The following is a 13,505-nucleotide window of genomic DNA, read 5'->3' as shown; positions in this document are numbered from 1 at the left end:
TCGGCGCCACGGCTCCAGGACCCTCGGCCTGTAACACAGTTACACCGCCACCCGTGGAGGGTAAAGACGTGCGCACGGACGGAATTGACGGACCATCAGGGGGTACGGATGGCACGCCCGGCGCTCAGCCGCGAGGAGGTCCTGGACACGGCGGCGGCCCTGGTGCGGGCGCACGGACCGGACGGGCTCACCATGCGCGGCCTCGCCGCCGCGCTCGGCACGGCGGTCACCTCGATCTACTGGCACGTGGGCAACCGCGAGTCGCTGCTCGACGCGCTGGCCGAGCGGACGGTGACCGACCTCGGAGCGATCCGGCCGCACGGGAGGGACCCCGCGGAGCGCATCGCCTCGGTGGCGCACGCCCTGCGCCGGGCGCTGCGCGAGCGCCCGCACCTGGTGGCGATGGTCCACGAGCGGGGCCTGACGGAGCGGATGTTCCTCCCCGCCCACCGGGCGCTGGCCCGGGAGGCGCACGCGGCCGGGCTGCGCGGCGAGCGGGCGGCGGAGCTGGTCCGGGCGGTCGCCTTCCAGGTCGTCGGGTACGTCCTGGTGGAGCGCAACCGCGAGCGGGCGCCGGTCCAGTCGCCGGCCGACCAGGAGCTGTGGGACGCCGAGACCGCCGACGCCGACCCGCCGCTCGCCCGCGCGCTGGCCGCCCCGGTGGAGACGGACCGGCTCTTCGCGGCCTCGGTGCGCGCGCTGGTGGAGGGCCTCCTGGCCGACCCTCCGGCACCCACCGAGAGGGACATCCAGGACAAGGCGGACACCGGGGACGGGAGTGTCGGTCGCGGGCCGTATTCTCAGTGACCATGCTCGACGACCGCACGACAGCAGCGACATGGCCGGCCGCGTACCCCCAGGGTTACGCGGTCGTCGACGTGGAGACCACCGGTCTCGCCCGCGACGACCGGATCGTGTCCGCCGCCGTCTACCGCCTCGACGCGCAGGGACACGTGGAGGACCACTGGTACACGCTGGTGAACCCGGAGCGCGACCCGGGCCCGGTCTGGATCCACGGTCTCACCAGCGACGTGCTCGAAGGCGCGCCGCTCTTCGCGCAGATCGCCGAGGAGTTCTCGGCCCGCCTCGACGGCCGCGTCCTCGTCGCGCACAACGCGATGTTCGACTGGCAGATGATCGCCCGGGAGTACGCGCGCGCCGAGCGGACCGCTCCCGTGAAGCAGCGGCTGTGCACCATCGCGCTCGCCAAGGAGCTGGCGCTGCCGCTGCCCAACCACAAGCTGTCCTCGCTGGCCGCCCACTTCGGGGTGGTGCAGCAGCGCGCGCACGACGCCCTCGACGACGCGCGCGTGCTCGCCGAGGCGTTCCGCCCGAGCCTGCACGCGGCGGCGGAGCGGGGCGTCCGGCTGCCGCTCCTGGAGTGCCGCCCGCTCACCGAGTGGGCCGCCTCGCCCGCCCGCCCGCTGATCGGCCACCAGTCCTCGTACCGGGCGGGCGGCTGGCGCCCCTCCCGGAAGCGGCCGGCCTGCCCGTACCCCAACCCCGGCCGGTACGAGAGCGACAAGCCGCTCAAGCAGGGCATGCGGGTGGCCTTCTCCGGCGACACCTCCGTCGACCGCGAGCTCCTGGAGGACCGCACGGTCGAGGCCGGACTGCACGTCGCGACCTCGGTCTCCCGGCTCACCAGCCTGCTGGTGACCAACGACCCGGACGCCGGCACCTCCAAGACGGTCAAGGCGAAGAGCTTCGGCACCCCGATCCTCGACGAGGCCGCCTACGCCCACCTGCTGCGGGACGTCGCCCCGGCAGACGGGTGACACCCCGCCCCCGGCGGGCGTGCCGCGCGGCGCGCGCGTCCCCGGGGCCCCACCCTGTGGCGCATGGCACGTTGTGAGGTCTGCGGAAACGATTACGGCATGTCCTTCGAGGTTCATGCCCAGGGTGCGATCCATGTCTTCGACTGCTTCGCCTGCGCCATCCACCGCATGGCGCCCATCTGCGAACACTGCCGGGTCCAGATCATCGGACAGGGCGTCGAGGTCGAGGGGACCTGGTACTGCGGCGCCCACTGCGCCCGCGCGGAGGGGAAGGCGGGCATCGTCGACCGGGTGTGAACCGCCCCCGTCCACCGAGGAAGAAACGATCCTGGTCGGGTGACGCCGGTCACCCGACCCCCTGTGCGGGCGCCCCACGGGACCAGGGGTACGGTCGTGGGGTGTACCGCTTCCTGTTGTCCCGGCAGTGGGTGATCCTCACCCTCATCGCCCTCGTCCTCATCCCCGTGATGATCGAGCTGGGCTTCTGGCAGTTCCACCGGCACGAACGCCGGGTCGCCCAGAACACCCTGATCGCGGACAACCTGAAGGCCCGGCCGGTCCCGGTCGAGGAGCTCACCTCCCCCGGCCATGTCGTCCCCCGCGCCGACTACTGGCGCCAGGTCACCGCCACCGGCACCTTCGACACCGCCCACGAGGTGGTCGTCCGCCGCCGCACCTCCTCCGACGACCGGGTCGGCGCGCACGTCCTCACCCCGCTGGTGCTCAAGGACGGCAAGGTCGTCCTGGTGAACCGGGGCTGGGTGCCCGGCGCCGCCGACCAGCGCGCCTACCCCGACGTCCCGCCCGCCCCGAAGGGCGAGGTCACCGTCACCGGCCGCCTCAAGGCCGACGAGACCACCGGCGCCAGCGGCATCAAGGACCTCAAGGGCCTGCCGGACCGTCAGGTGATGCTCATCAGCAGCCGCCAGCAGTCCGAGCTGATCGGCCGTGCGGTGCTGGGCGGCTACATCGAGCAGACCGAACCGGCGGCGGCCGGCGGCTCCCCCGAGCAGATCCCCGAGCCGGACCACGACTCGATCGGCGCCCACATGGCGTACGCGGTCCAGTGGTGGCTCTTCGCCGCCGGCGTGCCGGTCGGCTGGTTCGTCCTCGCGCGCCGCGAGAAGCGAGACCGGGAGGCCGCCGCGGCGGCCGGCGACACCGCCCCGGAGGAGACCCCGGAAGAGACGCCGGAGAAGACGCCGGAGAAGACGCCCGAGGAGATCCCGGAGGAGATCCCCGCCGCCCCGCAAGGGGACGACAGCGCGATTCAGGCCACCTCGCCCCGCTGATTGACCGTCGCCGCTTCCGGGAACAGCCCAGAGCGTGACCCGACGTATCGAGGACTACGCCCTGATCGGCGATCTCCAGACCGCCGCGCTCGTCGGCCGCGACGGGTCGATCGACTGGCTGTGCCTGCCCCGATTCGACTCCGCCGCCTGCTTCGCCGCCCTCCTCGGCGACGAGGACAACGGTCACTGGCGGATCGCCCCCACCGGCGCCGGCACCTGCACCTCCCGCCGCTACGCCGAGGACTCCCTCGTCCTGGAGACCCTCTGGGAGACCCGCACCGGCACCGTCAGGGTCACCGACTTCATGCCCCAGCGGGACCGCGCCCCGGACCTCGTCCGGATCGTCGAGGGCGTCAGCGGCCGCGTCGAGATGAGCGCCGTGCTCCGCCTCCGCTTCGACTACGGCTCGATCGTGCCGTGGGTGCGGCGCTCCGAGGGCCACCGCGTCGCCATCGCCGGGCCCGACGCCGTCTGGCTGCGCAGCGAACCGCCCGTGAAGACCTGGGGCCAGCAGTACGCCACCTGCTCGGCCTTCACCGTGGCCGCCGGAGAACAGGTGGCGTTCGTCCTCACCTGGCACCCCTCGCACGAACGGCGGCCCCCGCTCCTGGACCCCTTCGAGGCCCTGGAGCACTCGCTCGCCGACTGGCGGGCGTGGACGGCCCGCTGCGCCTACCGGGGCCCGTACCGCTCCACCGTGGTCCGCTCCCTCATCACCCTGAAGGCGCTCACCTACGCCCCCACCGGCGGGATCGTGGCCGCCCCCACCACCTCCCTGCCGGAGGAGATCGGCGGGGTGCGGAACTGGGACTACCGGGCCTGCTGGCTGCGCGACTCCTCCCTCACCCTCGGCGCGCTGCTCGCCGCCGGATACGCCGACGAGGCCGCCGCCTGGCGCGACTGGCTGCTCCGCTCGGTCGCCGGCGACCCCGCCGACCTCCAGATCATGTACGGGCCCGCGGGCGAACGGCGGCTCCCCGAGACCTCGCTGCCCTGGCTGCGCGGCTACGCCGACTCCGCCCCGGTACGGACCGGGAACGCGGCCGTCGACCAGTTCCAGCTCGACGTGTACGGCGAGGTCATGGACTCCCTGTACCTGGCGCGCGAGGCCGGCATCCCGCCCGAGCGGCACGCCTGGAACCTCCAGCTGAGCCTGCTCGGCTTCCTGGAGTCGCACTGGCGCGACCCCGACGAGGGGCTGTGGGAGGTGCGCGGCCCGCGCCGCCACTTCACCCACTCCAAGGTGATGGCGTGGGTCGCGGCCGACCGGGCGGTGCGCACCCTGGAGGCCGACCCCTCGCTGCCCGGGGAGCCGGACCGCTGGCGGGCGCTGCGGGACGAGATCCACGCGGAGGTGTGCGCCAGGGCGTACGACCCCGGGCGGAACACCTTCACCCAGTCGTACGGCTCCGCCGAGCTCGACGCCGCCACCCTGCTCATCCCCCGGGTCGGCTTCCTGCCGCCGGACGACCCCCGGGTGGTCGGCACGGTGGACGCGGTCCGGGCCGGGCTGACCCACCGCGGCTTCCTGCGGCGCTACAGCCCCGACTCGGGCGCGGTCGACGGGCTGCCCGGGCGGGAGGGCACCTTCCTCGTCTGCTCCTTCTGGCTCGCCGACGCGCTGCGGATGACCGGACGTGAGGAGGAGGCCCGGGAGCTGTTCGAGCGCCTGGTGGGGCTGACCAACGACGTGGGGCTGCTCGCGGAGGAGTACGACCCGGTGAGCGGCCGGCAGCTCGGCAACTTCCCGCAGGCGTTCAGCCACATCGGACTGGTGGGGACGGCGCTCGCGCTGCCCGGCGGGGAGACGGCAGGATAGGTCCATGGATCTTGGACTGAAGGACCGCGTGTACGTCGTCACCGGCGCGACCCGGGGGCTCGGCCGGGCCTCCGCGGAGGCGCTGCTCGCCGAGGGCGCCCGGGTGCTGGTCACCGGGCGCGAGGAGGCGACCGTCGCCGAGGCGGTCGCCGAGCTGGGTGAGGGTGCGGCGGGCCTCGCCGCCGACAACGACGATCCGGCGACCCCGGCCCGGCTGATCGCGGAGGCCCGCGCCCGGTTCGGCGGCTTCGACGGCATCCTGATCAGCGTCGGCGGCCCGGCGCCGGGCTTCGCGGCGGACAACACCGACGAGGAGTGGGCGGCGGCCTTCGGCACCGTCTTCCTCGGCGCGGTGCGGCTCGCCCGGGCGGCGGCCGAGACGCTGGGCGAGGGCGGGGTGATCGGCTTCGTCCTGTCGGGGTCGGTGCACGAGCCGATCGCGGGCCTGACGATCTCGAACGGCCTCCGCCCCGGGCTCGCCGGCTTCGCCAAGTCCCTCGCCAACGACCTCGGCCCGCGCGGGATCCGGGTGGTCGGGCTGCTGCCGAGCCGGATCGACACCGACCGGGTGCGGCAGCTCGACGCCCTCTCGGGCGACCCGGAGGCCGCCCGTTCGGCCAACGAGCTGGCGATCCCGCTGCGCCGCTACGGCACCCCCGAGGAGTTCGGCCGCACGGCGGCCTTCGTCCTCTCCCCCGCCGCCTCCTATCTGACGGGGCTGATGCTGCCGGTGGACGGCGGCGCCCGGCACGGCTTCTGACCGGGGCGGGCCCGGCGTCAGGTGACCCGTCGGGCCCGGTGCCTGACCGCGCGGAGCCGGGCCTCGGTGGGCAGGGCGGCCAGGCCCGCCGACGTACGGGCGCGGGCCAGCGCCTCGCCGCTGAGGCCGGCCAGCGCCTGGCCCGGGGAGGCGTACGGCTCCAGGAGGAGCGCGATCCGGGTGCGGGGGGCGGTGCGGCGGCCGGTGAGGGCGACCTTCGCCTGGGCCACGCCCTCCTGGGCGGCGGCGTCCGCCTCCAGGACGTCCTCCAGGGCCCGGCCGCGCAGCACGGCGGCGTCGCCGTCGCCGGTGTCGACCAGGACCTCGGCGAGCCGGGCCCGGCGGAACTGGGCGATCAGCCACCAGAGGGCGAGCAGGACGACGACGCCGAGGACGGCGATGACGGTCGGCCACCACCAGCTCTCCTCGCGCCACCGCCGCCGGTCGGCGGTGGCCAGGAGCACGTCGTCGGGGCCCGACCAGGGCCACCAGGACGGGACGGGCAGGTCGAGGCCGGCGGCGAGGACGGCGCCGCCGGCGAGGACGAGGAGCAGCCCGGCGAGGCCGAGCAGGACGCGGTTGACGCGCCGCAGGACGGCGGTGACGGGTGCGTGCACGGGCGGATCACCCCTTCTTGGACGGGCGTTCCACCCGGACGGTCAGCGCGGGGGCGTGGGCGAGCCCGAGCTCCTCGACGCCGGCGGTGAGGACGGTGGAGACGTCGGCGCGGACGTCGTCGAGCGGGCGGAAGTGGGAGACGGCCCGGACGGCGACCTTGGCGCGGCCGACCCGGACCTTCACGGACTGCACGCCGGAGACCTCCATGGCCCGGTCGCGCAGGGCGAGCGCGGCGGCGTCCCGGTCGAGCCCGGCCCGCAGGTCGGGGTGGGTGCGGCGCATCGGCAGCACGGCCCGCAGCCCGGGGGTGGACGCCAGCACCAGCAGCCAGACGCCGAGCAGGACGACGGCGCCGGCGACCGCGAGGGTGGTGGCGCTGTCGAGGGGCCGGGTCGCGAGGTCGTCGGCGAGTTCGCGGCGCCAGCTCATGGCGCTGTGGTCGGCGCGGACGGCGGCGACGTCGTACAGCAGCAGTCCGGCGCCGCCGAGGACGACGGCGGCGAGCAGGGCGGCGGGGATCCGCCGGACGGACCAGAAGCGCCGGACCCGTTCGGGGTCCGGGCCGCTGCCGCCGAGGACGGGGACGTCCTCCGGTTCCGGTGCGGGGTGGGGCCGTTCGGGTGTCGTCATCCCAGGCGGCCCTTCCTGGCGGCGGGGGCGGTGCGCGGGGAGTGGAGGCGCTCGACGTGGACGGAGACCTCGTGGACCTCCATGCCGACGAGCTCCTCGACCCGGCCGCGGACCCGGGCGCGGACGGCGCCGCAGCGGCGGCCGATGTCCGTGGGGTAGTCGAGTTCGAGGCTGACCGAGATGCGGGCGGCGTCCCGGTGGACGACGACCGAGGCGTGCGGCTTGTGGCCGCCCGCCGGCACGCCGCCCAGGGCTTCCCGGGCGGCCTGGGCGGAGATCTTGGCGACCACGCGGTCGGCGATCGTGGTCGCGCCCCGCTCGCGCACCGGCGGCCGTTCCGTCACGTCCGTGGGCACCCGGCGTCACCGCCGCCGGTCGCCGCGGTCGCGACCCCGGAGCAGATCGCCGGGTTCGAGGTCGCCGTCGAGGAAGCGACCGGCCACGAAGCCGACCGCCCCCAGCGCCGCGACCAGGAGAAACGCCCCGAATCCGCCGAAATATCCGGCGAAGCCGAGACCCATGCCGGCCAGCAGGCCGACCACCGCCATGCTCATGCTGAACCCCTTTCCGAGCCCTGCACTCCGTTGCCCGTGCCGGTCGGCTACTGGAGCCGCGACTCGGGCTCCTCTTCCTCCTCGTCGGGCAGCTTCACGTCGCTGACCGCGATGTTGACCTCGACGACCTCCAGGCCGGTCATCCGCTCGACGGCCGCGATCACGTTCTCGCGGACGGCTCCGGCGACGTCCCCGATGGAGACGCCGTAGTCGACGACGATCTCCAGGTCGAGGGCGGTCTGTACCTCGCCGACCTCGGCCTTCACGCCGCGGGTGACGCTCGCCTTGGCGCCGCCCCCGCCGGGGACGCGGTCGCGGACGGCGCCGAAGGTGCGGGAGAGCCCGCTGCCCATGGCGTGGACGCCGACGACGTCCCGGGCCGCCATTCCGGCGATCTTCTCGACCACACCGTCGGCGATGGTCGTCCGGCCCCTGGTGGCGGCGGAACCGCCGCCCTTGCGGGTGACCGGGGTGCTCTCGACGCTGCGTTCGCTGTCCGTCATGAAATTCAGCCCCTTCCGGGATATTTCGGGCTTCTTTGCTCACACTAAGGGCGGTTCCCCGATACCGCTCCGGGGATACGGCAGGCTGGGGCAATGACCACGGGTGACGGTTGGACGGCGGCGGTCCGCGACCGCCTGGCGCCGGGCAGGCTGCTGCCGCTCGGCACGGCGGCGGACGGGACCTGGCTCACGGAGCACGCGGCCCGGGAGGTGCTGGACCGGGCGGCCTCGGGGGTACGGGGCGCGGTGCCGGGCGCGCTGCGGATCGGCGCGGCGGCGGAGGCGGCGGAGGCGGACCCGGGACCGTTCCCGGTGCCGCCGGGCGGGGTGCCGGCGGGGCCGCTGCGGATCGGGGCGGAGCTGGCGGTGGTGGCGACCGGACGGCCGCTGCCGGAGACGGCGGAGGAGGTACGGGCGGTGCTCCTCGCGGCGGCCCGGCGGCTGGGCCTGGCGGTGACGGAGGTCGATCTGCGGGTGACCGACCTGCTGGAGGAGGCGCCCGTGACCGAGCCCGCCGCGCCACCGCCGGGCCGGACCCCGCCGGCCTCGGAGGACCCGGTGGCGCTCGCGGTGCTGCGGGTGCCGGGCGTGGTGGCGGTGACGGACGCGCTGGGCGCGCCGGTGCACCGGACGGCGGAGGCGGTCCGGGTGGAGTGCGCGGTGGCGGCGGACCGCCCGCCGGCGGAGGTGGCCCAGGCGGCCCGCGCGGCGGCGGCCGCGGCCGCCCCGGAGGGCGCCGCGGTCACGGTGGTGGTGACGGAGCTGCGCTGACGCGCGGAAGCCCCGGGCCGGCGCGGTCCGGCCCGGGGCGGGGGTCAGTCGCCGAGGCCGGCGAGGTCGCGCAGGCGGCGGGCCTGGGCGGCGCGCTCGGCGACCCGCTGCTCCTCGTACGAGCGGCCGGCGACGCCCTGGAGCAGCGCCTTGGTCTCGACGACCGCGTCGCGCGGCGCGGCGAGCAGGGCGGCGCTCAGGTCCCGTACCGCGGCGTCGAGTTCGGCGGCGGGCACGGCGATGTTGGCCAGGCCGATGCGCTCGGCCTCGTCGGCGTGGACGAAGCGGCCGGTGGCGCAGATCTCCAGCGCGCGGGCGTAGCCCACGAGGGAGACGAGCGGGTGGGTCCCGGTGAGGTCCGGGACGAGGCCCAGGCTGGTCTCGCGCATCGCGAACTGCACGTCCTCGGCGACGACCCGCAGGTCGCAGGCGAGGGCGAGCTGGAAGCCCGCACCGATGGCGTGCCCCTGGACGGCCGCGATCGACACGAGGTCGCTGCGGCGCCACCAGGTGAACGCCTCCTGGTACTCGGCGATGACCGCGTCGAGGTCCGCGTCGGAACCCCGGGCCATGTCGAGGAAGGACGGCTCTCCGTCGAAGCCCTCGGGCGTGAACGCCTGTCGGTCGAGTCCGGCGGAGAAGGACTTGCCCTCACCGCGCAGGACGACGATCCGCACGCTGCCCGGAAGCGACCGGCCGGCTTCCGTCAACGCCCGCCACAGAGCGGGAGACTGAGCGTTGCGCTTCGCCGGGTTGGTCAGGGTCACCGTGGCAACGGCGTCCTCGACGGTGAGCCGTACACCGTCCTTGTCGAAGACGAGCTGGGAGTCGTCGGGCGTGGTCATGGGGCGCCTCCGGTTCCGGTGCAGCACTGCATCCGATGCTAAGTGACTGCACAGTAACCACCGGGCCGGTCGCGAGACCGACCGGGTGCCCACCGGGAGGGTCCCGGTGGACCGGTCGAGCCGCCCCCGGCGTCAGGCCGAGGCTGCCTTCTTGCCCCGTGTCGCTCCGCCGCGACCACGCAGCGTGACTCCGGATTCGCTGAGCATCCGGTGGACGAATCCGTAGGAGCGGCCGGTTTCCTCGGCCAGCGCCCGGATGCTCGCACCGGAGTCGTACTTCTTCTTCAGGTCTGCCGCGAGCTTGTCGCGCGCGGCGCCGGTCACCCGGCTGCCCTTCTTCAGAGTCTCGGCCACCCGTGCCTCCTCATGGGAAGTGCGCTCTGGACTTCTCATGATCACCCCTCCCCGTCCTCCTGGCCACCCATTCGACAAGGTCCGTGCTGCCGGGTTTGCGGACGAGTACGGCGCCCTCACGATCGGAAGCCGCCATTCCGCGCGGCTTGAACCCGACCATCGAACGAGTGGATCAAGGGATCGGCAGGTCAGCGCATTCGTACGAACACACGTACGGCGCGGACCCTGCCGGAAGGATTCGGCAGAGGCCCGCGCCGGGGGTACGAGACCTTCTCACTCAGATGACGGATCCGGCGATGAGCCGAATGATCCAGTCCGGGCTCAGGCCAGGGCGACCAGGTCCGCGTAGTCCGGTCCCCAGAGGTCCTCGACGCCGTCCGGGAGCAGGATGATCCGCTCCGGGTCGAGCGCCTCGACGGCGCCCTCGTCGTGGGTGACCAGGACGACCGCGCCCTTGTAGGTGCGCAGCGCGCCGAGGATCTCCTCGCGGCTGGCGGGGTCGAGGTTGTTGGTGGGCTCGTCGAGCAGGAGCACGTTGGCCGAGGAGACGACCAGGGTCGCCAGCGCGAGCCGGGTCTTCTCGCCGCCGGAGAGCACCCCGGCCGGCTTGTCGACGTCGTCGCCGGAGAAGAGGAAGGAGCCGAGCACCTTGCGGACCTCGACCAGGTCGAGGTCGGGGGCGGCGGAGCGCATGTTCTCCAGGACCGTGCGCTCCGGGTCCAGGGTCTCGTGCTCCTGGGCGTAGTAGCCGAGCTTGAGGCCGTGGCCGGGGGTGACCTCGCCGGTGTCGGGCTGCTCGACCCCGCCGAGGAGGCGGAGCAGGGTCGTCTTGCCGGCGCCGTTGAGGCCGAGGATGACGACGCGGGAGCCCTTGTCGATGGCCAGGTCGACGTCGGTGAAGATCTCCAGCGAGCCGTACGACTTGGACAGACCCTCCGCGGTGAGCGGCGTCTTGCCGCAGGGGGCGGGCTCCGGGAAGCGCAGCTTGGCGACCTTGTCGGAGACGCGGACCGCTTCCAGGCCGGAGAGCAGGCGCTCGGCCCGCTTGGCCATGTTCTGCGCGGCGACGGTCTTGGTCGCCTTGGCGCGCATCTTGTCGGCCTGCGAGTTGAGCGCGGCGGCCTTCTTCTCGGCGTTCTGGCGCTCGCGCTTGCGGCGCTTCTCGTCCGCCTCGCGCTGCTGCTGGTAGAGCTTCCAGCCCATGTTGTAGACGTCGATGACCGAGCGGTTGGCGTCCAGGTAGAAGACCTTGTTGACGACGGTCTCGACCAGGTCGACGTCGTGGGAGATCACGATGAAACCGCCGCGGTACGTCTTGAGGTAGTCGCGCAGCCAGGTGATCGAGTCGGCGTCGAGGTGGTTCGTCGGCTCGTCGAGGAGCAGGGTGTCCGCGTCCGAGAAGAGGATCCGGGCGAGCTCGATCCGGCGGCGCTGACCGCCGGAGAGGGTGTGCAGCGGCTGGCCGAGGACCCGGTCGGGCAGGCCGAGGGCGGCGGCGATGGTGGACGCCTCGGCCTCGGCGGCGTACCCGCCCTTGGTGAGGAACTCGGTCTCCTGGCGCTCGTACTGCTTGAGGGCCTTCTCGCGGGTGGCGCCGGAGCCGTTCGCGATCCGCTCCTCGTTCTGCCGCATCTTGCGGATGAGGACGTCGAGGCCGCGGGCGGAGAGCACGCGGTCGCGGGCGAGGACGTCGAGGTCGCCGGTGCGCGGGTCCTGCGGGAGGTAGCCGACCTCGCCGGAGCGGGTGATGGTGCCGGCGGCGGGCTGGCCCTCGCCGGCCAGGCACTTGGTGAGGGTGGTCTTGCCGGCGCCGTTGCGGCCCACGAGGCCGATGCGGTCGCCCTTGGCGACGCGGAACGAGGCGTTCTCGATGAGGATGCGGGCACCGGCGCGCAGCTCGATGCCGGAAGCGGTGATCACGGACAGACTCCAGAGGGGGAAAGCGGCGGACGACGGCTGGTGACGGGCTGCGACTCCGCTAGTGCACCCAGGGGAGGATGTCCCAGGGGAGAATGTCCATGCGGCCATTCTATCGGGCGCATGCAACTGGTTTTCGGCCACACGGGCGACCGGGGCGCGATCGGGACCTTTCTCTCATCCCTCACCAGGGGGAACAAAAAGGGCGGGGCGCGGAAGACCGGCCGATACTCGGCGGTGGGCGGCGGTCGGGCCGCCGCGGTGACGCGGAGGTGGACCGTGCAGTTCGACGACGACGCCCGTCTGGACACCTCCGAGGTGAAGGACGTACGCGGCAGCCGCGTCCCCGGCGGGAAGGCGACCGTCGGCGGCGGCGTCATCGGCCTCATCGCACTGGTCCTCGGCGTCCTCTTCGGGGTCGGCCCCGACCAGCTGGGGCTCTCCTCCGGCGGCGAGGAGCAGGCCGCCCCGGGCGTCTCCTCCGCGGCCGAGGTGAACCGGTCCTGCCGCACCGGCGCGGACGCCAACAGCCGCCAGGACTGCCGGACCGTGGCCGTCGTCAACAGCCTCCAGGACTACTGGCGCGGGGAGTACGCGCGCCGGGGCGGCGCCTACGCCGACGCCTCCACCGTGCTCTTCACCCAGCGGGTGAACACCGCCTGCGGCGCGGCGAGCTCCGCGGTCGGCCCCTTCTACTGCCCCGGCGACCGGAAGGTCTACCTGGACCTGGGCTTCTTCGACGAGCTGCGGACCACGTTCGGCTCCAGCGGCGGCCCCTTCGCCCAGGCGTACGTGGTGGCCCACGAGTACGGGCACCACGTGCAGAACCTGATGGGGACGCTCGGCCGGGCCCAGGACGGGCGGACCGGGGCGGACTCCAACGCCGTCCGGGTCGAGCTCCAGGCGGACTGCTACGCGGGCGTGTGGGCCCGGCACGCGACGAGCACCCCGGACGAGTCCACCGGCCGGCCCCTGATCTCCCGCCTCGACGACGCCGACATCCGGGACGGCCTGGACGCGGCGGCGGCCGTGGGCGACGACCGGATCCAGGAGCGCTTCCAGGGCCGGGTCACCCCGGAGAGCTGGACGCACGGCTCGGCCGAGCAGCGGCAGCAGTGGTTCCACACGGGCTACCGGACCGGCGACATGGCCCAGTGCAACACCTTCCGCTGATTGTCGGCGCCGCCTGCGAGACTGTGTCCCGGGTCACATCCGGCCGACCGAGAGGGAGTGAGCGGGATGTCCGAGGCACCCGACATCTGTCCGACGCTGAAGTACCGGGACGCCAAGGCGGCGATCCGACTGCTCACGGAGGCGTTCGGGTTCACCGCGACGGCCGTGTACGAGGGCGAGGACGGCCTGGTCGCGCACGCCGAGCTGAGCTACGGGAACGGCACGGTGATGCTCGGCAGCAGCGGCACCGACAGCGTCTTCGACAAGGCGATGGGCGCGGGCGGCCCGGTGGGGGTCTACGTCCACGTCCGGGACGTGGACGAGCACCACGCCCGGGCCGTCGAACACGGCGTGGAGATCGTGATGCCGCCCACCGACCAGGAGTACGGCTCCCGGGACTACATCGCCAGGGACGCCGAGGGCAACGTGTGGGGCTTCGGCACGTACACCCCCGGCGGCGACTGACCCCGCCGCGCTGCCCCCGGCCCCTC

17 protein-coding genes are annotated in these 13,505 nt (G+C 73.9%); 9 read left to right on the top strand and 8 right to left on the bottom strand.

Going from position 1 to position 13,505, the window contains the following annotated elements; genetic code table 11:
• The first annotated feature begins 108 nt into the window (after window positions 1-108).
• The 6 genes from IF73_RS0102510 to IF73_RS0102485 all read left to right on the top strand — a co-directional run bounded on the left by IF73_RS0102510 (window position 109) and on the right by IF73_RS0102485 (window position 5,649).
• The gene (locus tag IF73_RS0102510; protein WP_031002921.1) at window positions 109-807 is read left to right on the top strand and encodes a TetR/AcrR family transcriptional regulator; all 699 of its coding nucleotides are present in this window, start codon (window positions 109-111) and stop codon (window positions 805-807) included.
• Window positions 804-1,778, top strand: coding sequence for a DEDDh family exonuclease (locus tag IF73_RS0102505; RefSeq protein WP_031002919.1), 975 nt, complete (start codon window positions 804-806; stop codon window positions 1,776-1,778). The genes IF73_RS0102510 and IF73_RS0102505 overlap by 4 nt, the downstream gene beginning before the upstream one ends.
• A 63-nt stretch (window positions 1,779-1,841) precedes the next feature.
• Entirely contained in the window at window positions 1,842-2,075 is a 234-nt protein-coding gene (locus tag IF73_RS0102500) for a hypothetical protein (protein WP_037878090.1), read from the top strand.
• 101 nt (window positions 2,076-2,176) lie between these two features.
• Window positions 2,177-3,070: an SURF1 family protein gene (locus IF73_RS0102495; RefSeq protein ID WP_078867912.1), complete on the top strand. Its 894-nt coding sequence runs from the start codon at window positions 2,177-2,179 to the stop codon at window positions 3,068-3,070.
• 34 nt (window positions 3,071-3,104) lie between these two features.
• On the top strand, window positions 3,105-4,889 hold the full coding sequence (locus IF73_RS0102490; RefSeq protein ID WP_031002912.1) for a glycoside hydrolase family 15 protein: 1,785 nt from the start codon (window positions 3,105-3,107) through the stop codon (window positions 4,887-4,889).
• 4 nt (window positions 4,890-4,893) lie between these two features.
• The gene (locus IF73_RS0102485; protein ID WP_031002910.1) at window positions 4,894-5,649 is read left to right on the top strand and encodes an SDR family oxidoreductase; all 756 of its coding nucleotides are present in this window, start codon (window positions 4,894-4,896) and stop codon (window positions 5,647-5,649) included.
• 17 nt (window positions 5,650-5,666) lie between these two features.
• Here the strand turns inward: IF73_RS0102485 and amaP are convergent, their stop codons facing one another.
• Genes amaP through IF73_RS0102460 form a run of 5 tightly spaced genes read right to left on the bottom strand, consistent with a single transcriptional unit; the run spans window position 5,667 to window position 7,954 of the window.
• On the bottom strand, window positions 5,667-6,266 hold the full coding sequence (amaP, locus tag IF73_RS0102480; RefSeq protein ID WP_031002908.1) for an alkaline shock response membrane anchor protein AmaP: 600 nt from the start codon (window positions 6,264-6,266) through the stop codon (window positions 5,667-5,669).
• Window positions 6,267-6,273: 7 nt separating this feature from the next.
• Window positions 6,274-6,897: a DUF6286 domain-containing protein gene (locus IF73_RS0102475; protein WP_031002906.1), complete on the bottom strand. Its 624-nt coding sequence runs from the start codon at window positions 6,895-6,897 to the stop codon at window positions 6,274-6,276.
• Window positions 6,894-7,253 (bottom strand): Asp23/Gls24 family envelope stress response protein, encoded by a 360-nt coding sequence (locus IF73_RS0102470; RefSeq protein ID WP_107049179.1) that lies wholly within the window; start codon window positions 7,251-7,253, stop codon window positions 6,894-6,896. Before IF73_RS0102470 ends, IF73_RS0102475 begins: the two co-directional genes overlap by 4 nt.
• 6 nt (window positions 7,254-7,259) lie before the next feature.
• Window positions 7,260-7,451, bottom strand: coding sequence for a hypothetical protein (locus tag IF73_RS0102465; protein ID WP_031002902.1), 192 nt, complete (start codon window positions 7,449-7,451; stop codon window positions 7,260-7,262).
• 47 nt (window positions 7,452-7,498) lie between these two features.
• The gene (locus tag IF73_RS0102460) at window positions 7,499-7,954 is read right to left on the bottom strand and encodes an Asp23/Gls24 family envelope stress response protein (protein WP_031002900.1); all 456 of its coding nucleotides are present in this window, start codon (window positions 7,952-7,954) and stop codon (window positions 7,499-7,501) included.
• Window positions 7,955-8,047: 93 nt separating this feature from the next.
• On the opposite strand from IF73_RS0102460, the gene IF73_RS0102455 reads away from it, so the two are divergent.
• Complete coding sequence (locus IF73_RS0102455) at window positions 8,048-8,725, top strand: hypothetical protein (protein WP_031002898.1); 678 nt, start codon at window positions 8,048-8,050, stop codon at window positions 8,723-8,725.
• A 44-nt stretch (window positions 8,726-8,769) separates the two neighbouring features.
• Here the strand turns inward: IF73_RS0102455 and IF73_RS0102450 are convergent, their stop codons facing one another.
• The 3 genes from IF73_RS0102450 to abc-f form a co-directional block, all read right to left on the bottom strand.
• The gene (locus tag IF73_RS0102450; protein WP_031002897.1) at window positions 8,770-9,570 is read right to left on the bottom strand and encodes an enoyl-CoA hydratase/isomerase family protein; all 801 of its coding nucleotides are present in this window, start codon (window positions 9,568-9,570) and stop codon (window positions 8,770-8,772) included.
• Window positions 9,571-9,702: 132 nt separating this feature from the next.
• Window positions 9,703-9,924: a helix-turn-helix domain-containing protein gene (locus IF73_RS0102445; protein WP_006123601.1), complete on the bottom strand. Its 222-nt coding sequence runs from the start codon at window positions 9,922-9,924 to the stop codon at window positions 9,703-9,705.
• Between the two features lie 321 nt (window positions 9,925-10,245).
• The gene (gene abc-f, locus IF73_RS0102440; protein WP_031002896.1) at window positions 10,246-11,844 is read right to left on the bottom strand and encodes a ribosomal protection-like ABC-F family protein; all 1,599 of its coding nucleotides are present in this window, start codon (window positions 11,842-11,844) and stop codon (window positions 10,246-10,248) included.
• Between the two features lie 276 nt (window positions 11,845-12,120).
• Here abc-f and IF73_RS0102435 point away from each other — a divergent pair, with 276 nt between their 5' ends.
• Both IF73_RS0102435 and IF73_RS0102430 read left to right on the top strand, forming a co-directional pair.
• A complete protein-coding gene (locus tag IF73_RS0102435) occupies window positions 12,121-13,014 on the top strand; it encodes a neutral zinc metallopeptidase (protein WP_031002895.1) in 894 nt (297 codons plus the stop codon).
• Between the two features lie 66 nt (window positions 13,015-13,080).
• Window positions 13,081-13,479 (top strand): VOC family protein, encoded by a 399-nt coding sequence (locus IF73_RS0102430; protein WP_031002894.1) that lies wholly within the window; start codon window positions 13,081-13,083, stop codon window positions 13,477-13,479.
• The last annotated feature ends 26 nt before the right edge of the window (window positions 13,480-13,505 follow it).

It is taken from the genome of Streptomyces sp. NRRL F-5727 (assembly GCF_000719555.1).
In the GTDB taxonomy this organism is placed as follows: domain Bacteria; phylum Actinomycetota; class Actinomycetes; order Streptomycetales; family Streptomycetaceae; genus Streptomyces.
This window is presented reverse-complemented; position numbering and strand designations above follow the sequence as displayed.

Coding starts and splice junctions, on each gene's coding strand:
- IF73_RS0102510 (WP_031002921.1), top strand. CDS start 109: ATGGCACGCCCGGCGCTCAGCCGCGAGGAGGTCCTGGACACGGCGGCG.
- IF73_RS0102500 (WP_037878090.1), top strand. CDS start 1,842: ATGGCACGTTGTGAGGTCTGCGGAAACGATTACGGCATGTCCTTCGAG.
- IF73_RS0102485 (WP_031002910.1), top strand. CDS start 4,894: ATGGATCTTGGACTGAAGGACCGCGTGTACGTCGTCACCGGCGCGACC.
- IF73_RS0102475 (WP_031002906.1), bottom strand. CDS start 6,897: ATGACGACACCCGAACGGCCCCACCCCGCACCGGAACCGGAGGACGTC.
- IF73_RS0102465 (WP_031002902.1), bottom strand. CDS start 7,451: ATGAGCATGGCGGTGGTCGGCCTGCTGGCCGGCATGGGTCTCGGCTTC.
- IF73_RS0102460 (WP_031002900.1), bottom strand. CDS start 7,954: ATGACGGACAGCGAACGCAGCGTCGAGAGCACCCCGGTCACCCGCAAG.
- IF73_RS0102455 (WP_031002898.1), top strand. CDS start 8,048: ATGACCACGGGTGACGGTTGGACGGCGGCGGTCCGCGACCGCCTGGCG.
- IF73_RS0102450 (WP_031002897.1), bottom strand. CDS start 9,570: ATGACCACGCCCGACGACTCCCAGCTCGTCTTCGACAAGGACGGTGTA.
- IF73_RS0102430 (WP_031002894.1), top strand. CDS start 13,081: ATGTCCGAGGCACCCGACATCTGTCCGACGCTGAAGTACCGGGACGCC.